The sequence below is a fragment of the Pseudomonas pergaminensis genome, assembly GCF_024112395.2.
GTDB lineage: Bacteria > Pseudomonadota > Gammaproteobacteria > Pseudomonadales > Pseudomonadaceae > Aquipseudomonas > Aquipseudomonas pergaminensis.
In genome coordinates, this window is record NZ_CP078013.2 from 5,397,368 (window position 1) to 5,419,163 (window position 21,796).

The 21,796-nt window shown below is 60.7% G+C and carries 17 protein-coding genes and 2 tRNA genes; 9 read left to right on the plus strand and 10 right to left on the minus strand.

Annotated features, from left to right (window positions below; translation table 11 throughout):
- Positions 1-29 precede the first annotated feature (29 nt).
- From KUA23_RS24555 to KUA23_RS24565, 3 genes are all read left to right on the plus strand, one after another.
- Positions 30-1,562, plus strand: coding sequence for an AmpG family muropeptide MFS transporter (locus KUA23_RS24555; protein ID WP_078050062.1), 1,533 nt, complete (start codon positions 30-32; stop codon positions 1,560-1,562).
- A 211-nt stretch (positions 1,563-1,773) separates the two neighbouring features.
- Positions 1,774-3,489, plus strand: a complete 1,716-nt coding sequence (locus KUA23_RS24560) for a proline--tRNA ligase (RefSeq protein ID WP_078050063.1) — start codon at positions 1,774-1,776, stop codon at positions 3,487-3,489.
- 20 nt (positions 3,490-3,509) lie between these two features.
- Positions 3,510-4,463: a hypothetical protein gene (locus KUA23_RS24565; protein WP_025854822.1), complete on the plus strand. Its 954-nt coding sequence runs from the start codon at positions 3,510-3,512 to the stop codon at positions 4,461-4,463.
- A 130-nt stretch (positions 4,464-4,593) separates the two neighbouring features.
- Here KUA23_RS24565 and dinB read toward each other — a convergent pair whose 3' ends face one another.
- On the minus strand, positions 4,594-5,652 hold the full coding sequence (gene dinB / locus KUA23_RS24570; protein ID WP_078050064.1) for a DNA polymerase IV: 1,059 nt from the start codon (positions 5,650-5,652) through the stop codon (positions 4,594-4,596).
- Positions 5,653-5,930: 278 nt separating this feature from the next.
- On the opposite strand from dinB, the gene KUA23_RS24575 reads away from it, so the two are divergent.
- The 4 genes from KUA23_RS24575 to KUA23_RS24590 all read left to right on the plus strand — a co-directional run bounded on the left by KUA23_RS24575 (position 5,931) and on the right by KUA23_RS24590 (position 10,501).
- Positions 5,931-6,007, plus strand: a tRNA-Met gene (locus KUA23_RS24575).
- Between the two features lie 209 nt (positions 6,008-6,216).
- Positions 6,217-6,293, plus strand: a tRNA-Met gene (locus KUA23_RS24580).
- Between the two features lie 279 nt (positions 6,294-6,572).
- The gene (mprF, locus tag KUA23_RS24585) at positions 6,573-9,215 is read left to right on the plus strand and encodes a bifunctional lysylphosphatidylglycerol flippase/synthetase MprF (protein WP_078050065.1); all 2,643 of its coding nucleotides are present in this window, start codon (positions 6,573-6,575) and stop codon (positions 9,213-9,215) included.
- Entirely contained in the window at positions 9,215-10,501 is a 1,287-nt protein-coding gene (locus KUA23_RS24590) for a virulence factor family protein (RefSeq protein ID WP_078050066.1), read from the plus strand. The genes mprF and KUA23_RS24590 overlap by 1 nt, the downstream gene beginning before the upstream one ends.
- Positions 10,502-10,577: 76 nt before the next feature.
- Here the strand turns inward: KUA23_RS24590 and recJ are convergent, their stop codons facing one another.
- A complete protein-coding gene (recJ, locus tag KUA23_RS24595) occupies positions 10,578-12,287 on the minus strand; it encodes a single-stranded-DNA-specific exonuclease RecJ (protein ID WP_252992995.1) in 1,710 nt (569 codons plus the stop codon).
- A gap of 197 nt (positions 12,288-12,484) precedes the next feature.
- A complete protein-coding gene (locus tag KUA23_RS24600) occupies positions 12,485-13,027 on the minus strand; it encodes a YaeQ family protein (RefSeq protein WP_003193952.1) in 543 nt (180 codons plus the stop codon).
- A 148-nt stretch (positions 13,028-13,175) separates the two neighbouring features.
- Here KUA23_RS24600 and KUA23_RS24605 point away from each other — a divergent pair, with 148 nt between their 5' ends.
- On the plus strand, positions 13,176-14,375 hold the full coding sequence (locus KUA23_RS24605; protein WP_078050068.1) for a CaiB/BaiF CoA transferase family protein: 1,200 nt from the start codon (positions 13,176-13,178) through the stop codon (positions 14,373-14,375).
- Positions 14,375-15,247: a TIGR02285 family protein gene (locus tag KUA23_RS24610; protein ID WP_252992996.1), complete on the plus strand. Its 873-nt coding sequence runs from the start codon at positions 14,375-14,377 to the stop codon at positions 15,245-15,247. The genes KUA23_RS24605 and KUA23_RS24610 overlap by 1 nt, the downstream gene beginning before the upstream one ends.
- A gap of 170 nt (positions 15,248-15,417) precedes the next feature.
- Here KUA23_RS24610 and KUA23_RS24615 read toward each other — a convergent pair whose 3' ends face one another.
- From KUA23_RS24615 to rplS, 7 genes are all read right to left on the minus strand, one after another.
- Complete coding sequence (locus KUA23_RS24615; protein WP_078050070.1) at positions 15,418-15,702, minus strand: DUF3509 domain-containing protein; 285 nt, start codon at positions 15,700-15,702, stop codon at positions 15,418-15,420.
- 337 nt (positions 15,703-16,039) lie between these two features.
- Entirely contained in the window at positions 16,040-17,449 is a 1,410-nt protein-coding gene (gene thrC / locus KUA23_RS24620; RefSeq protein WP_099494250.1) for a threonine synthase, read from the minus strand.
- A gap of 103 nt (positions 17,450-17,552) precedes the next feature.
- Entirely contained in the window at positions 17,553-18,857 is a 1,305-nt protein-coding gene (locus KUA23_RS24625; RefSeq protein ID WP_033898582.1) for a homoserine dehydrogenase, read from the minus strand.
- A gap of 129 nt (positions 18,858-18,986) precedes the next feature.
- Positions 18,987-19,718 carry a thioredoxin fold domain-containing protein gene (locus KUA23_RS24630; protein ID WP_010207987.1) on the minus strand — a complete coding sequence of 244 codons (732 nt, stop codon included), beginning with the start codon at positions 19,716-19,718 and terminating at the stop codon, positions 18,987-18,989.
- A gap of 152 nt (positions 19,719-19,870) precedes the next feature.
- Entirely contained in the window at positions 19,871-20,767 is an 897-nt protein-coding gene (gene xerD, locus KUA23_RS24635; protein WP_078050072.1) for a site-specific tyrosine recombinase XerD, read from the minus strand.
- 151 nt (positions 20,768-20,918) lie between these two features.
- The gene (locus KUA23_RS24640; protein WP_016977715.1) at positions 20,919-21,332 is read right to left on the minus strand and encodes an acyl-CoA thioesterase; all 414 of its coding nucleotides are present in this window, start codon (positions 21,330-21,332) and stop codon (positions 20,919-20,921) included.
- Between the two features lie 82 nt (positions 21,333-21,414).
- On the minus strand, positions 21,415-21,765 hold the full coding sequence (rplS, locus tag KUA23_RS24645; RefSeq protein WP_003175895.1) for a 50S ribosomal protein L19: 351 nt from the start codon (positions 21,763-21,765) through the stop codon (positions 21,415-21,417).
- Between the last annotated feature and the right edge of the window lie 31 nt (positions 21,766-21,796).

The following is a 21,796-nucleotide window of genomic DNA, read 5'->3' on the forward strand; positions in this document are numbered from 1 at the left end:
TTCCGTGAATCTGAGGCAGACTCCAGCCCATGCCCCGTAAAACCTGGCGCGCCGCGCTCGCCGCCTATGCCAGCCCCTCGACGTTAGTGCTGTTGTTGCTCGGCTTTGCCGCCGGCTTGCCTTACATGTTGGTGTTCTCGACGCTTTCAGTGTGGTTGCGTGAGGCCGGTGTGGCCCGCGAGACCATCGGCTATGCGAGCCTGATCGGCCTGGCGTATGCCTTTAAATGGGTGTGGTCGCCGCTGCTCGATCAATGGCGCCTGCCGCTGCTCGGTAAACTCGGACGTCGTCGCTCCTGGCTGGTACTGGCCCAATCGTTGGTGATCCTCGGATTGATCGGCATGGGCTTTTGCGACCCGCAGAAACACCTGTCCTGGCTGATCGCTATCGCCGTGATCGTCGCCTTTGCCTCCGCCACCCAGGACATCGCCGTCGACGCCTACCGCCTGGAAATCGCCGACGACAGCCGACAGGCTGCTCTGGCCGCCAGCTACATGTCCGGCTATCGCATCGCCGCCCTGCTGGCCACGGCGGGCGCCCTGTTTTTTGCCGAAGGGTTTGGCTCAACCGGCTTCAACTATAAACACTCGGCCTGGACCGGCACCTATGTGTTGTTTGGCGTGCTGATGATCCCGGCCCTGCTGACCACCTTCTTTATGCGCGAGCCGAACGTGCCACTGCGCACCCAATTGCAGGCCGGGCGCTACAGCTTTGTGCATCAATTGGTCTCGGTGTTTGTACTGATCGTGCTGCTGGTGTCGGTGCCAGCGATGTTCACCCAACTGTACAACACCGATTTCGCCAGTGTGCTGTTCCACGGCGTGAGCCTGTGGGAGTTGCTGATGGAGGACCGCGCCTTCCTGCGGGCCATCCTCTATATCACCCTCACCGCCCTGTGCCTGTCGGCCATGGGTCGCCGTGGCCTGGCGCCCGTGCTGACGCCGGTCAACGACTTCATCCTGCGCTACCGCTGGCAGGCGTTGCTGCTGTTGGGGCTGATCGCCACCTATCGCATGTCGGACACCGTGATGGGCGTGATGGCCAACGTGTTCTACATCGACCAGGGGTTTACCAAGGACCAGATCGCCGGGGTCAGCAAGATCTTCGGCCTGATCATGACCCTGCTGGGCGCCGGCATGGGTGGCCTGCTGATCGTGCGCTTCGGCATCCTGCCGATCCTGTTCATCGGCGGCGTGGCCTCGGCCGGCACCAACCTGCTGTTCGTGATGCTCGCCGACATGGGCCCGGACCTGCAGATGCTGATCTTCACCATCTCCCTGGATAACTTCAGCTCCGGGCTGGCGACCTCGGCGTTTGTCGCCTACCTGTCGAGCCTGACCAACCTGAAGTTCTCCGCCACTCAATACGCCTTGCTCAGCTCGATCATGCTGTTGCTGCCGCGCTTGATCGGCGGGTACTCGGGCGTCATGGTCGAGAAGTTCGGGTACCACAATTTCTTCCTGATCACCTGCATGCTGGGTGTGCCGACCTTGCTGCTGATTGCCTTGCATTGGTATCAGGAAAATCGGCGGGCTCGGTTGAATCCACCGGTAGACGACTGACACACCTCGGTCCATGTGGGAGATGGCTTGCCTGCGATGGCATCCGCCTGATGCAACAGACACACCGCGCCGCTCCCATCGCAGGCAAGCCAGCTCCCACACAAGCCCGGTTCCGATAGAAACACCCCGCAACCTGATGCCTGTACTCCGGCTGCAACCGCCCGTACAATCCCAAGTCATTTCAAGTCCAAGCAACCGACAACGGCCTACCATGCGTACCAGTCAATATTTGCTCGCCACACAGAAAGAAACGCCTTCCGACGCGGTCGTGATCAGCCACCAGCTGATGCTGCGTGCCGGCATGATCCGCAAACTGGCCTCCGGCCTGTACACCTGGCTGCCCATGGGCTTGAAGGTGATGCGCAAGGTCGAAGCCATCGTTCGTGAAGAAATGAACGCCGCCGGCTCTCTGGAAGTGTTGATGCCGAGCACCCAACCGGCTGAACTGTGGCAGGAATCCGGGCGCTGGGAAGAGTACGGCCCTGAGTTGCTGCGCTTCAAGGATCGTCATGGCCGCGACTTCTGCGCCGGCCCGACCCACGAAGAAGTGATCACCGACCTGATGCGCAACGAGCTGAGCAGCTACAAGCAGCTGCCGCTGAACCTGTACCAGATCCAGACCAAATTCCGTGACGAAATCCGCCCACGCTTCGGTTTGATGCGCGGCCGTGAATTCATCATGAAGGACGCCTACTCGTTCCACGCCGACCAGGCTTCGCTGCAGGTCACCTACGACCGCATGCACCAGGCCTACTGCAACGTGTTCACGCGCCTGGGCCTGAAATTCCGCCCGGTTGAAGCGGACAACGGCTCCATCGGCGGCGCCGGCTCCCACGAATTCCACGTGCTGGCCGAGTCCGGCGAAGACGATATCGTGTTCAGCAACGGTTCCGACTACGCGGCGAACATCGAGAAAGCCGAAGCCGTGCCACGGGAAACCTCCCGTCCAGCACCGACGCAAGAGCTGCGCCTGGTGGACACGCCAGAGACCAAGACCATCGCGGCCCTGGTGGAAAAATTCAATCTGCCGATTGAAAAGACCATCAAGACCCTGATCGTGCGCGCCGAAGAAGAAGGCAAGCTGATCGCCCTGGTGATCCGTGGCGACCACGAACTCAACGAAATCAAGGCGGCCCAGCAACCTGGCGTGGCCAGCCCGCTGGTCATGGCCACCGACGCCGAACTGCGTGACGCCATTGGCGCCGGCGCCGGCTCGCTTGGCCCGCTGAACCTGCCGCTGCCGATCATCATCGACCGCTCGGTCGAGCTGATGAGCGACTTCGGTATCGGCGCCAACATCGACGACAAGCACTACTTCGGCGTGAACTGGGAGCGTGACCTGCCGGTTCCGACCGTGGCCGACCTGCGTAATGTGGTCGCCGGTGACCCAAGCCCGGATGGCAAGGGCACCCTGGAAATCAAGCGCGGCATCGAAGTCGGGCACATCTTCCAGCTGGGCAACAAGTACAGCAAGGCAATGAAGTGCGAAGTGCTGGGCGAGAACGGCAAGCCGATCACCCTGGACATGGGCTGCTACGGCATTGGCGTATCCCGCGTGGTGGCCGCTGCCATCGAGCAGAACAACGACGAGAAAGGCATCATCTGGAGTGACGCCCTTGCGCCGTTCCAGGTCGCCCTGGTGCCGCTGCGTTATGAAACCGAGCAAGTACGCGAAGCCACCGACAAGCTGTATGCCGAACTCACGGCTGCTGGTTTTGAAGTGCTGCTGGATGACCGGGACAAGAAAACCAGCCCGGGCATCAAGTTCGCCGACATGGAACTGATTGGCATCCCGCACCGGATCGTGGTCAGTGACCGCGGCCTGGCCGATGGCAATCTGGAATACAAGAGCCGGACCGAAGCCGAAGCCCAACCGTTGCCGGTGGCTGACGTGCTGTCTTTCCTTCAGGCGCGTATTCGTCGCTGAAAACCAGATCAAGAGAAGTCATGTTCAAGCGAAACACCAGAGCCCTGGGGGGCGCCGCCTTGTGCGGCGCCCTGCTGGTCAGCGGCTGCGCCAACCAGATGTCGCAACGCAGTGAGCACGAGGAGCGGGTCGAGCGTAAGTTGCTCGACCACAGCCTGCAGATCGATGTAGGCGACCCCAAAGTGCTGGAGCTGCCGCAACGCCGGGTTCGCATTCACGAGCAGAAGACCTTCGAGGTCACCGAGTTCGAAGTCACCCGCCGTTACGATCGCTACACCCCCTACCAACCCTGGCGCAAACTCTATGAGATGCCATTGGGGGCGGTCGCCTTGGTGGCGGGCGCGGGCGCCAACGTGGCGAACATTTTCGCCCTCGGCAACCTGCCCACCAGCATGACCCACGACTGGCTGACCTACGGCGTGGACGGCCTCAACCCGTTCATGAACGTGCAATCCCACGGCCGTGCGCAACAGAACCTGGCGGGTATCGATGAAGTCCAGCGCGACAAGCGTGTGGAGTATTCGAGCCTACCCTGGAGTGAGCGCCCAGTGCAGGTTACCGCCGGCAAGCAAGTGCATGAGCTGACCACCGACCGCAACGGCGTCCTGCGCCTGAACCTGTTGGACAGCCCGTTTGCCGAGCAAGACCTGAACCGCGTCACGACCCTGAAGATCAGCGTGGAAGATGGCCAGGACGACGTGCATTCGGACTCGACCCTGGCGATCAGCAACACCCTGCGCGGCAAGTTGCTGGAAGCCCACGGCCTGATCTACGACGACCTGGAAGACGACGAAGTCAGCCAGTGGGTGCACCGGGTCAAACGCCTGTCGGAGCTGGGCCTGGAAGAAGAAGCCAGCGAACTGGAACAAAGCCTGATCGAACTGACCCGCAATGATCCCGAGTTGCAGCAGGAATTCCTGCAGGCGTTGACCAAGGATGCGGGGCGGTTGGTGGCGGACCCTGGGGCGCGCTAAGACTTCAAAAATGTTGTAGATCTAATGTGGGAGCGGGCTTGCTCGCGAATGCGGTAGATCAGTCAATGCATCTGGTGACTGACACTCCGTATTCGCGAGCAGGCCCGCTCCCACATGTGGTTCTCGGTTTCTACCAGCAGAACTCGAGCTGTTCGTTGCCATTGCTTAAATCCAGCAAACGCACCCCAATCCCCAGCAACCGCACCGGTTTCCCGCCGCGATTGAACGCCTGCGTCAGCAGCTGTTGATAACTCTCCAGGTCCCGCCCTGCCCCCGCCTGCTCCAAGGTGGTCTGGGTAAAATCATGAAACTTCACCTTAACGAACGGCTTACCCGCCCGGTAACTGCTGTCGATGCGCGCCATGCGTCCGGCCAGGGTGTCCATCAGCTCAGGGAGTTTGGCCAGGCAGCTTGAGAGATCCGGCAGGTCCACGTCGTAGGTGTTTTCCACACTGATCGATTGTCGGCGACTGTCGTTTTGCACCGCGCGATCATCGATCCCACGCGCCAGGCTCCACAGGCGCTCGCCAAAACTGCCGAATTCACGCACCAACGCCAGCTTGTTCCATTCGCGCAACTGCAGGCAGTCTTCGATTCCTAGGCGCGCGAGCTTGTCCGCCGTGACCTTGCCCACGCCGTGCAACTTGCTTACCCGCAGCTGCGAGACAAAGTCTTCGACCTGGTCCGGGGTGATCACGAACAATCCGTTGGGTTTCTTCCAGTCGCTGGCGATCTTGGCCAGGAACTTGTTCGGCGCCACACCGGCAGACACGGTGATGTGCAATTGGTTGGAGACGCGGCGGCGTATGTCCTGGGCGATGCGCGTGGCGCTGCCGCCGAAATGCGGGCTGTCAGAAACGTCCAGATAGGCTTCATCCAGCGACAGAGGTTCGATCAGGTCGGTATAGTCGCGAAAGATCGTCTGGATTTCCTTCGACGCTTCTTTATAAGCATCCATGCGCGGCTTGACGATGGTCAGGTCCGGGCACAGCTTTAACGCATGACGTGATGACATCGCCGAGCGTACGCCGTAGGCACGCGCCTCGTAGTTGCAGGTCGCAATCACCCCGCGCCGATCCGCCGAGCCGCCGACTGCCAACGGCTTTTGTGCCAGGCTCGGGTCATCGCGCATCTCGATGGCGGCGTAGAAGCAATCACAGTCGACGTGGATGATTTTGCGCTGCGTCATATAAAGGGGGTGGAAACCTACGGGTGGCCAGTATCGCATTCACACCTGTATATAGCACCAGTAGTTTGATTCTTCCGCTTGAGCGGTAGGAAAATTCCAAGATGAATTTATTTTATCAATCGAATTTGGCCTTCCGATAGAGCTGAAAGCCTTAGCCAGACTGGGCCCGAGCGCTATCAAGGGACCTTATGGAGAGCTAAGCGATTGAAGCACAAGCGCTTTTCTTCAATTCACAGGTTGACACACTGGCGTTCCTCTGTAGAATGCCGACACACAGACGCGGGATGGAGCAGTCTGGTAGCTCGTCGGGCTCATAACCCGAAGGTCGTCGGTTCAAATCCGGCTCCCGCAACCAAACATCAAAAAAGGCTACTCGAAAGAGTGGCCTTTTTTGCGCCTGCTCGTTTTTCCTTCCTGTACGAAAATTGTAAGACAAAAAAATCTTTACTAGTCGCGCACTTACCGTCCTTGGTCAACGTGTAACGACAAATTCACACTTATTTGACCCATCAGCCCATTAACGGTTGACACCCCGCCGTTGGGCTGTAGAATGCCGCCCACAGACGCGGGATGGAGCAGTCTGGTAGCTCGTCGGGCTCATAACCCGAAGGTCGTCGGTTCAAATCCGGCTCCCGCAACCAAACATCAAAAAAGGCTACTCGAAAGAGTGGCCTTTTTTGTATCCGGTGAAAAAGTTCTTCTGAAACAATGGCATGGCATCTTTCATGAAACCCTACACGGTTTGTTGAGTCCATCTCTGTGCAAGCTATGCTCAATGCTCAATCGCTACCCTCTACGACCAATGGCCGCTGTCGCCGCACCCGGTGATACGCGTTAATATTTGTAATTATTTTGTCCATAGGGATTGGTAACTTGGCTGGATACCTCCATCCTGTCGCGCACAATCCACGAGGTGATTGATGCGCGCCAACTCGTCTGAACCACAAGACACTGTCACAGCAGAACAACCGATCACACCCACTCGTTTACGTTGGCTGGATCTGGTGAGCAAGTATCGGCAACCCATCGGGCTGGCCGTCACGTTGCTGCTGTTTGCCATCGCCCTGATCGCCTGCCGCCACCTGCTGCTGGAACTGGACCTCTACGCCCTCCACGATTCGATCCTGGAAGTGCCCAAACCCGCGCTGCTCGGCGCCTTTGCCGCCGCCGTCGCCGGTTTTGTCATTCTATTGGGCTATGAGTTTTCCGGCGCACGCTACGCGGGGGTCAATCTGCCCGCCAAGACCCTGGCCCTGGGTGGCTTTACGGCGTTCGCCATCGGCAATGCGATTGGCTTGTCGATGCTCTCGGGCGGTTCGGTTCGCTACCGTTTATATGCACGCCATGGCATCGGGGCTTCGGAAGTCGCCCACATGACCGTGTTTGCCAGCCTGGCCCTCGGCACTGCCCTGCCACCGCTGGCGGCACTGGCCACATTGAGTAACTTGCCGGCGGCGTCTACCTACCTGCATCTGTCGCAAGGCCTGCTGGGCGGCATTGCCGGCGCCGTGCTGCTGTTGTCGGCGGTGCTGTGCATCGGCATTTATCGCCGACGCCTGCCGGAACAACCCTACCCGGATAACCTGCTGGTAAAAGCCGGTCGTCGCACTCTGCGCCTGCCGGGTCGCCGCCTGACCTTCCTGCAACTGATCATTACCGCGCTGGACGTGGCCGCTGCCGCCACTGTCCTCTATATGCTGCTGCCGGAAGCGCCGCCGTTCGGTCCCTTCCTGCTGGTGTACCTGCTGGCCCTGGCCGCTGGTGTGCTCAGCCATGTGCCGGGCGGTGTGGGCGTATTCGAAGCGATTCTGCTGGCGGCCTTCGCCGATAAACTCGGTGCCGCGCCGTTGGCCGCGGCCCTGCTGCTGTACCGCATGATCTATGTGGTGCTGCCGCTGCTGATCGCCTGTGTGTTCCTGCTGGTCAACGAAGCCCAGCGCCTGTTCCAGACCCAGCAAAGCTTGCGGGTCGCCTCGGGGCTGGCAGCGCCAGTACTGGCCGTCCTGGTTTTTTTGTCTGGCGTGGTCCTGCTGTTTTCTGGCGCCACGCCCGAAATCGACTCACGCCTGGAAAACATCGGCTTCCTGATTCCCCACCGCCTGATTGACGCCTCGCACTTTGGCGCGAGCCTGATCGGTGTGCTCTGCCTGTTGCTGGCCCAGGGCCTGCGCCGACGCCTGTCGGCCGCCTGGATGCTGACCATGGTGCTGCTGCTGGTGGGCGCCCTGCTCTCGCTGCTCAAAGGCTTCGACTGGGAAGAAGCCAGCCTGATGACCATGACCGCCATCCTGCTGGCGATCTTCCGACGCTCGTTCTACCGCGCCAGCCGCCTCACCGAACTGCCCTTCTCGCCGCTGTACCTGGTGGCCAGTGTCTGCGTGCTCGGGGCTTCGATCTGGCTGCTGCTGTTCGCTTATCAAGACGTGCCCTACAGCCACCAACTGTGGTGGCAGTTCACCTTGGATGCCAACGCTCCGCGCGGCCTGCGCTCGCTGCTGGGCGCCGCCGTGCTGCTGGTGATCGTGTCCCTGACCTGGCTGCTGCGCACCGCGCGCCCGGTGATCCACCTGCCGACCCCGGACGAACTGGAGCGCGCCAGCAAGATCCTGATGGCCTCGTCCCAGCCCGACGGTGGCCTGGCGCTCACCGGCGATAAAGCGCTGCTGTTCCACCCCAACGATGAAGCCTTCCTCATGTACGCCCGTCGCGGGCGTAGCCTGGTGGCCTTGTACGACCCGATCGGCCCGACCCAACCACGGGCGGAGATGATCTGGCAGTTCCGCGACCTGTGCGACATCCATCATGCGCGCCCGGTGTTCTACCAGGTCCGCGCGGAGAACCTGCCGTACTACATGGACATCGGCCTCACCGCGATCAAGCTGGGCGAAGAAGCCCGCGTCGACCTCAAACGCTTTGACCTGGAAGCCAAGGGCAAAGAGATGAAGGACCTGCGCTACACCTGGAACCGCGGCTCGCGGGACGGCCTGTCCCTGGAGATCTTTGAACCGGGCACGGCGCCGATGGACGAACTCAAGGTGATCTCCGATGCCTGGCTGACCGGCAAGAACGTACGGGAAAAAGGCTTTTCCCTGGGACGCTTCAGCGACGACTACCTCAAGCACTTTCGTATTGCGATCATTCGCTTCGAAGGGCGCCCGGTGGCCTTCGCCAACCTGCTCGAGACCTACAACCACGACCTGGCCAGTCTCGACCTGATGCGCGCCCACCCGGACGCGCCCAAGCTGACCATGGAATTCATGATGGTCGGCCTGATTCAACACTATAAGAGTCACGGCTACGCCCGCTTCAGCCTCGGCATGGTGCCGTTGTCGGGCCTGCAACCACGACGCGGTGCCCCGCTGACCCAACGCCTGGGCTCGATGGTGTTCCGACGTGGCGAGCAACTGTATAACTTCCAAGGTTTGCGCCGCTTCAAAGACAAGTTCCAGCCTGACTGGGAACCCCGTTACATGGCCGTGCCCGCAGGACTTGATCCGCTGGTGGCACTGGCCGATACCGCCGCCCTGATCGCGGGCGGCTTGACTGGATTGGTGAAACGCTGATGATTCGACGCTCCTGGCGGTATGTGTTGGCCTTTGTAGTGCTGCTCGCCCTGATCCTGGGTGGCGGCTATTGGTACTGGAACCGCCCTGCCCCGCAGCCGACCCTGGAGCAATTGCCCCAGGCCGACGGCTCGGTCATGACCCGTGTGACGCCCTACGGCACGCCTAAAGCCCGTGTCGCCGTCGCCGTGCTGGCCGATGCAACCTTGACCGATAGCCAACTGATTGCCTTGAGCCAGGGCGGCAAGGCGCAGCTTGTCCAGGTGATCCTGCCCAAGGACGACTGCAAGCTGCAGGAACAGGCGCTGCAAAACGCCCTGGGCCAGCTCAAGGGCCCGGCCACCCTGGTCAGCGGCATCGGCCCTGGCGCAAGCCTGGCCTGGCGCTGGCTGGCGGCACAGACCGACGACAAGGCCAACGCCATCTCCGTCGGTTTCGCCATGACCCAGGAAGGTTGCAAGGACCCGCTGCCGAAAACGGCGGCCCACGGCAACTGGCTGGTGGCCTGGAACGACAACCCTGACGACGATGCCGCCAGTTTCGTACGCGACACACCGCGTGCCACCACCAGCATCAGCGACTACGACATTCACTACCCGCAAGTGCTGAACAACGAGTTGCGCAAGCAACTGGTGGGCTCGGACAACGGCGGCCTGGCCATTCCGGTGGTTGAAGTACCCGCGGGCCAAGCCAAGGACACCGTCACCCTATTCCTCTCCGGTGACGGCGGCTGGCGTGACCTGGACCGCGACGTGGCGGGTGAAATGGCCAAGATCGGCTACCCAGTGGTCGGTATCGACACCCTGCGCTACTACTGGCAGCACAAGACCCCGGAACAAAGCGCCAAGGACCTCACCGAACTGATGCAGCACTACCGTCAGAAGTGGGGCACCAAGCGCTTCGTGCTGACCGGTTACTCGTTCGGCGCCGATGTATTGCCGGCCATTTACAACCGCCTGCCGGAAAACGAGCAGCAGCGTGTGGATGCAATCATCCTGCTGGCCTTCGCCCGTACGGGCAGCTTCGAGATTGAAGTGGAAGGTTGGCTGGGCAACGCCGGCAAAGAAGCCGCCACCGGCCCGGAAATGGCCAAGCTGCCCCCTGAAAAAGTGGTGTGCATCTACGGCGCGGAAGAAGTCGACGAGAGCGGCTGCACCGACAAGACAGCCGTGGGTGAGGCGTTGAAGCTGCCAGGTGGGCATCACTTCGACGAGAACTACCCGGCGCTGGCCAAGCGGTTGGTGGATATCATCGTGAAGCACCAGGCCAAGGATAAAGCCGAGTAACTCCAGGTATTACATGGCTTAAAATGTGGGAGGGGCTTACCCCCTCCCACATTTATATTTGCAGTGTTGTTTAGATTCAGCGCGGTTCGATGTGGGCAATCATCAGTTGCACCGTCTCATTCCCACGAAACTCGTTCACATCCAGCTTGTACGCCAACTCCACCCAACGCACGGTCGGGTTCGGCCAGACCTCACGGTCCACGCCAAAGGCAATGCCATCGAGTTTCACTGACCCGCATTCAGTCTTGAGCACCACCTTCAGGTGCCGCTCACCCACCACGCGCTGCTCTACCAACTGGAATACGCCGTGAAAGACCGGCTCGGGAAAGTGCTGACCCCACGGCCCGGCATGTCGCAACGCGCGGGCCAGTTCCAAGTGAAACTCTTCCACCGCCAGAGTGCCGTCCGACAACAAGCGTCCGGTCAGGTCTTCCTCACGCAGTTGCCGGCGCACTTCAGCGTCAAACGCTTCGGCAAACAGTGGGAAGTTTTCCTCGCGCAGTGTCAGGCCAGCCGCCATGGCGTGGCCGCCGTATTTGGCGATCAGGTTGGGATGCTGGCTCGCGACCACCGCCAGGGCGTCACGGATATGAAAACCCTGCACAGAGCGCCCTGAGCCCTTCAACAGGCCATCACCGGCGTCGGCAAAGGCGATGGTCGGTCGGAAATACCGCTCCTTCATCCGCGACGCCAGAATGCCGATCACACCTTGGTGCCATTCCGGGTCGAACAGGCACAAGCCATAGGGCATCGACTCCACCGGCAGGTCCTTGAGCTGGGCCAAGGCCTCGCGCTGCATCCCTTGTTCGATGGATTTACGGTCCTGATTCATGCCATCCAGTTGCGCGGCCATTTCACGGGCAGCGGCAACGTCGGTGGTCAGCAGGCATTCGATCCCCAGGCTCATGTCATCCAGGCGCCCGGCGGCATTCAGGCGCGGGCCGAGGATAAAGCCCAGGTCAGTGGAAGTGATGCGTGCCGCGTCGCGCTTGGCCACTTCCAGGATCGCCTTGATCCCCGACCGCGCACGGCCAGCGCGGATACGCTCCAGGCCTTGATGCACGAGGATGCGGTTGTTGGCGTCCAGGGGCACCACGTCGGCGACGCTGCCCAGGGCAACCAGGTCGAGCAACTCGCCGATGTTGGGTTGTGGCTTGCTTTCGTACCAGCCCAGGCTGCGCAGGCGCGCGCGCAGGGCCATCAGCACGTAGAAGATCACGCCCACACCCGCCAGGGCCTTGCTCGGGAATTCACAGCCCGGCTGGTTCGGGTTGACGATGGCGTCCGCTGCCGGCAACTCATCGCCGGGCAAGTGGTGGTCGGTCACCAGCACTTGCAGCCCCGCCGCTTTCGCCGCCGCCACGCCTTCGACGCTGGAGATACCGTTGTCCACGGTAATCAGCAGTTGGGGATTGCGCTGCAGCGCAACGGCGACGATCTCCGGGGTCAGGCCATAGCCGTATTCGAAGCGGTTGGGCACCAGGTAGTCGACATGCGCCGCACCGAGCAGGCGCAAGCCCAAGGTGCCCACGGTGCTGGCAGTGGCGCCGTCGGCGTCGAAGTCGCCGACGATGAGGATGCGCTGGCGCTGCTCCAACGCGGTCACCAGCAAGTCCACCGCCGCGTCGATGCCCTTGAGCTGCTGATAGGGAATCAACCGCGCCAGGCTTTTATCCAGCTCGGCCTCGGACTGCACCCCGCGCGCGGCGTAGAGACGGGTCAACAGCGGTGGCAATTCACCGAGAAACGGCAGGACAGCGGGCAACGGGCGAGGATCGATACGCATGGGGTGACGGGAGCTTCTCTTCTATTCGACAGTTAGTTGGCAACGCTAAAGGCAACGCAGATCAAATGTGGGAGCTGGCTTGTTGTGGCGAGGGCGCTTGCTCCCGTGGGCTACGTAGCAGCCTCTCGCTTTTTGGGGGCGCTTCGCACCCCAGCGCAAGCAAGCTTGCTCACCACAACAAGCCGGCCCCTACAGGTTTAGCCGCGTTCGCCGACCAGCCATTGCAGTTGGACTTCATGCTGGCCGCGATCATCGGTGACGAAGATCGTGCCTTCGCTGATCATCACGTCCCACTTGATAACACGGGGCATGTCCTTGGCCAGGGTCTCGAGGACTTCCTGGGGCACGGCGGCGATGTGCACGTTTTTCAGGTTATTCGCCACCGGCACTACCTTGCCTTCCCACACGCGCAGGCTGCCATAGGCCAGCAGGCTGGTGCGTTCGGTGCGGCGCGAGCACCAGGTGAGGCGGTCGGCATCGGGCTGGCCGACTTCGATCCAGTGCAAAACCCGGTCATCCAGGCTTTTTTCCCACAGGGCTGGCTCGTCTACATCTGACAGGCCACGGCCGAACGCCAACTGCTCGTTGTACCAGAGGGCGTAGGCCAACAGACGCACGGTCATGCGCTCTTCGGTTTCCGAAGGGTGGCGGGCGATGGTCTGTTTGACGCTCTCGTACACCGAGCGATCGAGGTCGGTGAGGTTGAGTTCGAATTTGTAGGTCGTGGACGGCTGGGCCATGAACGGACTTCTAGAGACAGGGAAAGGCGGCCAGTCTAACCGATGGCGAGGTCATTCAACGAATCCTGCGCTGCATCATCCTTATCCTTGGGTCGCTCGCCTATGTTAAAAGGCATCACACTACCGCTGCGCGCAGACAAGGATCCCCATGTCGTTTAATGCCAAACCGCTTGCCGGCCTGAAAGTCATCGAACTCGGCACCCTGATCGCCGGACCATTCGCCTCCCGCATCTGCGCGGAATTCGGCGCCGAGGTGATCAAGGTCGAATCACCCGACGGCGGCGACCCGCTGCGCAAATGGCGCAAGCTGTACGAGGGCACGTCGCTGTGGTGGTTTGTGCAGGCGCGCAACAAGCAGTCGCTGACATTGAACCTCAAGCACCCGGACGGCCTGGCCATCCTCAAACAACTGCTGGCGGACGCCGACATCCTGATCGAGAACTTCCGCCCCGGCGTGCTGGAAAAGCTCGGCCTGAGCTGGGAAACCCTGCACGCCCTCAACCCCAAGCTGGTGATGGTGCGCCTCTCTGGCTTTGGCCAGACCGGACCGATGAAAGACCAGCCAGGGTTCGGTGCGGTGGGTGAGTCCATGGGCGGCCTGCGCTACATCACCGGTTTCGAAGACCGCCCGCCGGTGCGTACCGGCATTTCCATCGGCGATTCGATTGCCGCTTTGTGGGCGGTGATCGGCGCACTGATGGCGCTGCGTCATCGAGAGGTTAACGGCGGCCTGGGCCAGGTGGTGGATGTGGCGCTGTACGAAGCCATCTTCGCCATGATGGAAAGCATGATTCCGGAGTTCGATGTGTTTGGCTTCATTCGCGAGCGCACCGGCAACATCATGCCCGGCATTACGCCGTCCTCGATCCACACCAGCGCCGACGGCAAGCATGTACAGATTGGCGCCAACGGCGATGCGATCTTCAAGCGCTTCATGTGCGCCATTGGTCGTGAAGACCTGGCCAATGACCCTGTGCTTGCCAGCAATGACGGCCGCGATAGCCGCCGTGATGAGCTGTATGGGGTGATTGATCGCTGGGTGAACTCGCTGCCGCTGGACCAGGTGGTCGACCTGCTGAATAAGGCCGAGGTGCCTGCCAGTCGGATCTACAGTGCCGAGGACATGCTCGGCGACCCGCAATTCCTCGCCAGGGAAATGTTCCTCAAGGCCAAGCTCCCCGGTGGCAAGGACTTCAAGATGCCCGGCATCGTGCCCAAGCTGTCGGACACGCCGGGCAGCTGCGAATGGGTGGGGCCGCAGTTGGGCGAACATAACAGCGTGGTGCTCGGCGGGCTGGGCTACGACGCGGCCGCCATTGTGCGTTTGCGCGAGGAAGGCGCGATCTGATGGTACGTCGGCTCGTTCAGCTAGGCCTCGGCGCCCTGCTCGCCTGCGGCTGGCCCCTGGCCGCGAGCGCCGCAGACACGCTGATCTGGCTGTTGCGTGACCTGCCACCCCTGACTATTTTCGAAGGCCCACGCAAAGGCCAGGGGGCGTTGGACGAACTATTGCCGAGGCTGATCGAACGCCTGCCGGAATATCGGCACCAGGTGCTTCACGTCAATCGCGCACGGGGCACACAAATGCTGCGTGAATCCTCGTTCACTTGCGATCCCTCGCTGCTGTGGACGCCGGAACGGGCCACGTACGTGGTGTTTTCTCGCCAGGCGTTTGCCGTTCCCAGTAATGGCGTCACGATCCGGCGCAGCCAGCAGGAAGCCATAGCGCCCTTTATCGTGGATGGCCAATTCGACCTGCAGGCGTTTCTCGACACCCCTGGAGCGCGGGTAGGCGCCACCGCAGAACGCAGCTACGGCCCGGTTATCGATGAGCGACTTAAACACGCCGACGCGCACAAGCTGGCGCTCCATTACGGCAATGATGCGCTGGGCAGCTTGTTGCAAATGCAGCGCCTGGGACGGCTGGAAGCGGTGCTGGGTTACTCGCCGGAAATTCGCTACCACTCGCTGCAACAAGGAATCGCTGCCGACGACCTGCATTTTTACCCGATCAAAGGCACAGCGCCCTACCAACGTACGCATATCGCCTGCTCGGCTACGCCCCAGGGGCGCCGTGCCATCGAACGAATCGACCAAGTGCTGCGTGACATCCCTTTGCAAGACGTGCAGCAGTCCTATGCCACGTGGCTGGACCCGGTCATGCGCGAACAGTACCTGCGCGACAACTCGCAGTTTTTCCAGGACTCACCAGCGCCGTGACAAATCGCAGGCAAAAAGAAACCCCGAGGCGTGGGGAGACACTTCGGGGTTAAACGTGGCCAACAAAGACCAGTACAGCAAGCCACAAACACCGGAGCACAATGTTTGCTCTTGCTGTTACGAAATCTGACCGGCCACCTTGTAGGAAGTTTCCACACTTAAACAATTCTTCATGCAGCAGCGGGGCTGCGCGTCTGGGCCGCGTTACGCAAGGCCGCGATGACCGAGGGTTCCAAGCGCCCTTCGGCAATCTTGATATCGCGCAACAAGCAATCCACCACGTCTACCAGTACGCGCTTGTCCATCAATTGCGCACGATCGACTTCACGTTCGACCACCATAGCACCGGCAGGATTCTTCACCGTCACCAGGCACTCGTCCTGCACACCGGAGGTGGTCAGCGTAACCTGATAAGGGCTCAGTGCTTCTTCGAGCAATAGGCTGATACTTTCCATCTCGATCACCACTCAATAGTTCGGGAACAATCGTTTCAACGGGAGCTGCATCTATCCTAAGTGACTGGTTGTTACGTAGGAAAGTTCGCTTTTTCGTCTTTATGGGGCCGTCAGGGAGTGACGTGGACCAGCATGCGCTTGCAACATGACAACGAAAAAACGAATCCTATACACGGTGGGCGCTGATCACTTTGTCTTGCAGGCAGGAGCGCAGGTCAAAAGGCCCTTATTTCGGCAGAACTACTCGCGTAGCCGCTGACACAAAGCGGGCCTGCCAGAACAAAAAACGCCGCTGACCCGGGAAGGGAAAGCGGCGTTTTTGTCTACGCGGTGTGCCTTACAGCGGTTTACCCCGGTTGCCATGCTGGCTCACAAACGCCTGCACAGCCTTCAGGTCATTGGCCAATACGGTGCAACGCTCTTCACGCTCAAACAGGTCTGCCAGGTGCACCGGCAATTCCAGCGCCTTGCCAACGCCGGCCTTCTCCACCGCTTCGGGGAATTTAACCGGGTGCGCGGTACCGAGGATCACCATCGGGATGTCCAGGCTACGACGGCATTCACGGGCAGCCTTCACACCGATGGCGGTGTGCGGGTCGAGCAGCTCGCCGGTCTGGGCGTAGACTTCAGCGATGGTTTCGCAGGTCTGTGCATCGTCCACGGCCAGGGAATCGAACAGCTTGCGGGTTTCGGTCCAGCGCTCTTCATCAACACTGAAACCGCCGCCGCTCTTGAAGGTGTCCATCAAGCCGGCAATCGCTGCACCGTTACGACCGTGCATGTCGAACAGCAGGCGCTCGAAGTTCGACGAGACCATGATGTCCATGGACGGCGACAGGGTCGCGTGCAGGGTTTCCTTGACGTACTGGTTGCCGCTCATGAAGCGGTGCAGGATGTCGTTGCGGTTGGTGGCGACGATCAATTGGTTGATCGGCAGGCCCATGTTGCGCGCCAGGTAACCGGCGAAGATATCGCCAAAGTTGCCGGTCGGCACCGAGAACGACACCGAACGCGCCGGGCCGCCCAGCTGCAGCGAGGCGTGGAAGTAGTAGACGATCTGGGCCATGATCCGCGCCCAGTTGATCGAGTTCACCGCCACCAGGCGTGTGCCCTTCAGGAAGCTCTGGTCGGCGAAGCTGTTCTTGACCATTTCCTGGCAGTCATCGAAGTTGCCTTCGATGGCGATGTTGTGGATGTTCTCGCCGAAAATGGTGGTCATCTGCCGGCGTTGCACTTCCGACACGCGCTTGTGCGGGTGCAGGATGAAGATGTCGACGTTTTCGCAGTGCTTGCAGCCTTCGATGGCCGCCGAGCCGGTATCACCGGAGGTGGCGCCGATGATCACCACGCGCTCGCCGCGTTTCTCCAGCACATAATCCAGCAGGCGACCCAGCAGTTGCAGGGCGAAGTCCTTGAACGCCAGGGTCGGGCCGTGGAACAGCTCCAGGACCCATTCGTTGCCGTTCAACTGGCGCAGAGGTGCGATGGCGTTGTGGGAAAACACGCCGTAGGTCTCTTCCAGAATCTTTTTGAAGTCCGCATCCGGAATGCTGCCGGTGACGAACGGGCGCATCACCCGGAACGCCAGCTCGTGGTACGGCAGGCCGGCCCACGAAGCGATTTCTTCCTGGGTGAAACGTGGCAGGTTTTCCGGCACGTACAGGCCACCGTCAGTGGCAAGGCCTGCCAGCAGGACGTCTTCGAAATTCAGGGCCGGTGCCTGGCCGCGGGTGCTGATATAACGCATAGGGGCAAACCTTCGGTTTGGGCTTCAAGCTTCAAGCTTCAAGCTGCAAGTCGAAGCGGTTCTGCTTTTACTTGCAGCTTGCAGCTTGGCGCTTGCAGCTGAATTAATTCAAATGTTCGACGCGAATCCGGACTACCGGCCCAACCACACCTTGGAGAGCTTCCAGCGCCTGGATGGCATCATTGATGTGCTGTTCGAGCACGCGATGGGTCAGCAGGATCATCGGCACCTGGCCGTTTTGCTCCTCGACTTCCTTCTGCATGATCGACTCGATATTGATACCGCGCTCCGACAGGATGCTGGCGACCTGGGCCAATACGCCCGGGTGATCCTGGGCCTGGATGCGCAGGTAGTAGGCGCTTTCGCAGGCTTCGATCGGCAGGATCGGATGGGCTGACAACGAATCCGGCTGGAAGGCCAGGTGCGGTACGCGGTTTTCCGGGTCGCTGGTCATGGCGCGGACCACGTCCACCAGGTCGGCGATCACCGACGAAGCGGTGGGCTCCATGCCGGCGCCGGCGCCGTAGAACAGGGTCGAACCCGCCGCATCACCGTTGACCATCACGGCATTCATCACGCCATTGACGTTGGCGATCAGGCGGTCGGCCGGGATCAGCGTCGGGTGTACACGCAACTCGATACCGGCCGGTGTGCTGCGCGCCACGCCCAGGTGCTTGATGCGGTAGCCCAGGGCTTCGGCGTAGTTCACGTCGGCGGTGGTCAGCTTGGTGATGCCTTCGGTGTAGGCCTTGTCGAACTGCAACGGGATACCAAAGGCGATGGACGCCAGGATGGTCAGCTTGTGGGCAGCGTCGATACCTTCCACGTCGAAGGTCGGGTCGGCTTCGGCGTAACCCAGGGCCTGGGCTTCGGCCAGCACGTCTTCGAAGGTGCGGCCCTTCTCGCGCATTTCGGTGAGGATGAAGTTGCCGGTGCCGTTGATGATGCCAGCTACCCAGTTGATGCGGTTGGCGGACAGGCCTTCGCGGATCGCCTTGATCACTGGAATGCCACCGGCTACCGCAGCTTCGAACGCGACAATCACGCCCTTCTCGCGCGCCTTGGCGAAGATCTCGTTGCCGTGCACGGCGATCAGTGCCTTGTTGGCAGTGACCACGTGCTTGCCGTTCTCGATGGCTTTGAGCACCAGCTCGCGGGCCACGGTGTAGCCGCCGACCAGTTCGATGACGATATCGATTTCAGGGTTGGTGGCAACGGCGAACACATCGTTGGTAATCGCAATACCGGTCGTTTCGAACTGAGGCTTTGGCGAACGCGTGGCAATTTGCGCCACTTCAATCCCGCGACCTGCACGGCGGGAAATTTCCTCAGCGTTACGCTGAAGTACGTTAAAGGTGCCGCCACCGACGGTCCCTAACCCACAGATGCCTACTTTGACCGGTTTCACTGAAGAACTCCCCATGAAACGGCCGACGCGAGGTCGGCCGTGGAAAACAGCCGCACAACTGCGGCTTTCAATTGATGGCCCGTCGACTTATCCACGGGCCATGATCGTCAAAGGTTCGACGATGCTGGTTTATTTGGCACTCAGCGCCAGTTTGGCAACTTGTGGCGCTGGCTGGTAGCCCGGAATCACTTGGCCGTCAGCCAAAACGATGGCCGGTGTACCGTTCACGCCAATGGACTGGCCCAGGGCGAACTGCTTGGAAACCGGGTTGGCGCATTTGGCGGCCTTGATTTCCTTGCCGTCGACCATCTTGTCCATGGCTGCTTTCTTGTCGGCCGAGCACCACACCGCTTGCAACTGCTCGTCACCCGGCGAACCCAGGCCCTGGCGCGGGAACGCAACGTAGCGCACTTCCACTCCCAGCTTGTTCAGCGCAGGCACTTCGGCGTGCAGCTTGTGGCAATACGGGCAGGTGGTGTCGGTGAACACGGTGATGTGGGTCTTGGTCTCGCCAATGGCCGGGTAAACCACAGTCTCGGCCACCGGGATGCCATTGATCAGCTTGGAGACGCCCAGGCGTTCGGCTTTCTCGGTCAGGTTGACCGGCTTGCCGTCCTTCAACTGGAACAGGTAGCCCTGGACGATGTACTGGCCGTCGGCACTGGCGTACAGCACGCGGCTGCCCTTGAGCTTGACTTCATACAGGCCGGCCATCGGGCTGGCGCTGATGCTTTCGATCGGGGTGTCGAGTTGCAGGTTGGCCAGGCTCTTGCGGATGGTCTGCTCGGCAGCATCATCGGCAAACGCAAAGGTGGAAACCAACGCAATGGCTGCGGCGGCAATAATCTGGGTCAAGCGCATGGGAACTCCTGAAGGCAGATGCAGGGACGGGAAGGAATACTGCTTGGAAAACACAGCGCTGGGCCGTCCCCTTTGCTAACCGGCAAAGCCTACCACAGTTGGGCCGCAGGGCAGCCCGTGGCGGGATAAATTGGCCTTCTACAGCATGTTTTTCAGCCTCGCGGGTGATGCTTGGCGTGCATATCCTGCAAGCGTGCACGCGCCACGTGGGTGTAGATCTGGGTAGTGGATAAGTCGCTGTGCCCAAGCAGCATTTGCACCACACGCAAATCCGCCCCGTGGTTGAGCAAGTGCGTGGCGAACGCATGGCGCAACGTGTGGGGCGACAGAGCCTTGCCGATCCCGGCGACCTTGGCCTGATGCTTGATGCGGTGCCAGAAGGTCTGCCGGGTCATCTGCTCGCCACGCAGGCTAGGGAACAGCACATCACTGGGGCGCCCGCCGAGCAGCTCGCTGCGGGCGTCTCGCATATAACGCTCGACCCACACAATCGCCTCCTCGCCCATCGGTACCAGCCGCTCCTTGCTGCCCTTGCCCATCACCCGCAGCACGCCCTGACGCAGGTTGACTTGCTCCAGGGTCAGGCTGATCAGCTCCGTCACTCGCAGGCCACAGGCATACAGGACCTCCAGCATGGCGCGATCACGTTGGCCGATGGCCTCACTCAAATCCGGCGCGGCGAGCAAGGCCTCCACGTCGGCCTCCGACAGGGACTTGGGCAATGGCCTGCCAAGTTGCGGCATGTCGATTTGCAGGGTTGGATCGAGAGCAATCAGTTTTTCCCGCAGCAGATAGCGATAAAAGCCACGCACGCCCGAGAGGAATCGCGCCGTGGAGCGCGGTTTGTAGTTCTGCTCCAGGCGCCAGGCCAGATGGTCGAGGATCAGCTCACGACCCGCATTTATCAGTTCGAGTTTTTTCTCCTGCAGCCAGCCATTGAATAGGGCCAAGTCGCTGCGGTAGGCCTGGCGAGTGTTGTCCGACAGGCCTTTTTCCAGCCAGAGGGCGTCAAGGAAACGGTCTATCAGGGGGTGGTCGATGGCGGGCATGGGGGCTCAGGCGGATTTCTGTAATGTCTGTTAGATCCTATCGCAGGCAAGCCAGCTCCCACAGGGTTTTTGTGTCGGGCGCTGAGATGTGCACGACACCGATCAAATGTGGGAGCTGGCTTGCCTGCGAAGGCCGCAACTCGGTCCCTGCTCAGTCGGCAAAGCCAGGTAACACCGGCACTGGGCGTTTGTCCGCATCAATGGCGACAAAGCTGAACACGCCCTGGATTGCTTTTTCGCGGCCATCGGCGCTCATGCTCTCAACGAACACTTCCACCTCGACCTTGAGGCTGGTGTTACCAACTTTGATCACACGGCCGATCAACTCGACGATGGAGCCCGCCGGGATCGCGTGGTTGAAGTCGATACGGTCGGTAGACACCGTCACCAGCGGCAGGCGGCAAAAGCGCGTGGCGGTAATGAACGACACTTCATCCATCCACGCCAGGGCGGTGCCACCGAACAGGGTGTTGTGGTGGTTGGTGGTCGGCGGGAACACGGCCTTGGTTACGTGGGTGACGGACAGGTCAGTGCGGCGCTGGATTTCTTCGAGGCGGGTGGTCATGGACAAATACCGGCAAATAGACAAATTTCAGGCACAAAAAAGCAGCCCGTAGGCTGCTTTTTTCTGCATCGGGAAGCTGGACTTAAGCCAGTTTTTCCTTGATGCGAGCTGCTTTACCGGACAGGTCACGCAGGTAGTACAGCTTGGCTTTACGTACGTCACCGCGACGCTTGACGGCCATGCTGTCGATTTGCGGGCTGTAGGTCTGGAAAGTACGCTCTACGCCAACACCGTTGGAGATTTTACGAACAGTGAAAGCACTGTTCACACCACGGTTACGCTTGGCGATTACCACGCCTTCGAACGCTTGCAGACGCGAACGGTCGCCTTCCTTCACTTTCACCTGAACGACAATGGTGTCGCCCGGGGCAAAGGTAGGGATCTCTTTGGTCATCTGCTCTGCTTCGAGTGCAAGGATGATTTTGTTAGTCATGCTGTGCTCCTAAGGTAAGTCAATGGACCTA

Bases quoted from the DNA above. Each gene is read 5' to 3' on its own strand.
- KUA23_RS24560 (WP_078050063.1), top strand. From the start codon at position 1,774: ATGCGTACCAGTCAATATTTGCTCGCCACACAGAAAGAAACGCCTTCC.
- xerD (WP_078050072.1), bottom strand. From the start codon at position 20,767: ATGCCCGCCATCGACCACCCCCTGATAGACCGTTTCCTTGACGCCCTC.
- rplS (WP_003175895.1), bottom strand. From the start codon at position 21,765: ATGACTAACAAAATCATCCTTGCACTCGAAGCAGAGCAGATGACCAAA.
- KUA23_RS24640 (WP_016977715.1), bottom strand. From the start codon at position 21,332: ATGACCACCCGCCTCGAAGAAATCCAGCGCCGCACTGACCTGTCCGTC.
- KUA23_RS24590 (WP_078050066.1), top strand. From the start codon at position 9,215: ATGATTCGACGCTCCTGGCGGTATGTGTTGGCCTTTGTAGTGCTGCTC.
- KUA23_RS24615 (WP_078050070.1), bottom strand. From the start codon at position 15,702: ATGGAAAGTATCAGCCTATTGCTCGAAGAAGCACTGAGCCCTTATCAG.
- recJ (WP_252992995.1), bottom strand. From the start codon at position 12,287: ATGCGTATCGATCCTCGCCCGTTGCCCGCTGTCCTGCCGTTTCTCGGT.
- dinB (WP_078050064.1), bottom strand. From the start codon at position 5,652: ATGACGCAGCGCAAAATCATCCACGTCGACTGTGATTGCTTCTACGCC.
- KUA23_RS24610 (WP_252992996.1), top strand. From the start codon at position 14,375: ATGGTACGTCGGCTCGTTCAGCTAGGCCTCGGCGCCCTGCTCGCCTGC.
- KUA23_RS24565 (WP_025854822.1), top strand. From the start codon at position 3,510: ATGTTCAAGCGAAACACCAGAGCCCTGGGGGGCGCCGCCTTGTGCGGC.
- KUA23_RS24555 (WP_078050062.1), top strand. From the start codon at position 30: ATGCCCCGTAAAACCTGGCGCGCCGCGCTCGCCGCCTATGCCAGCCCC.
- KUA23_RS24605 (WP_078050068.1), top strand. From the start codon at position 13,176: ATGTCGTTTAATGCCAAACCGCTTGCCGGCCTGAAAGTCATCGAACTC.
- mprF (WP_078050065.1), top strand. From the start codon at position 6,573: ATGCGCGCCAACTCGTCTGAACCACAAGACACTGTCACAGCAGAACAA.
- KUA23_RS24600 (WP_003193952.1), bottom strand. From the start codon at position 13,027: ATGGCCCAGCCGTCCACGACCTACAAATTCGAACTCAACCTCACCGAC.
- thrC (WP_099494250.1), bottom strand. From the start codon at position 17,449: ATGCGTTATATCAGCACCCGCGGCCAGGCACCGGCCCTGAATTTCGAA.
- KUA23_RS24630 (WP_010207987.1), bottom strand. From the start codon at position 19,718: ATGCGCTTGACCCAGATTATTGCCGCCGCAGCCATTGCGTTGGTTTCC.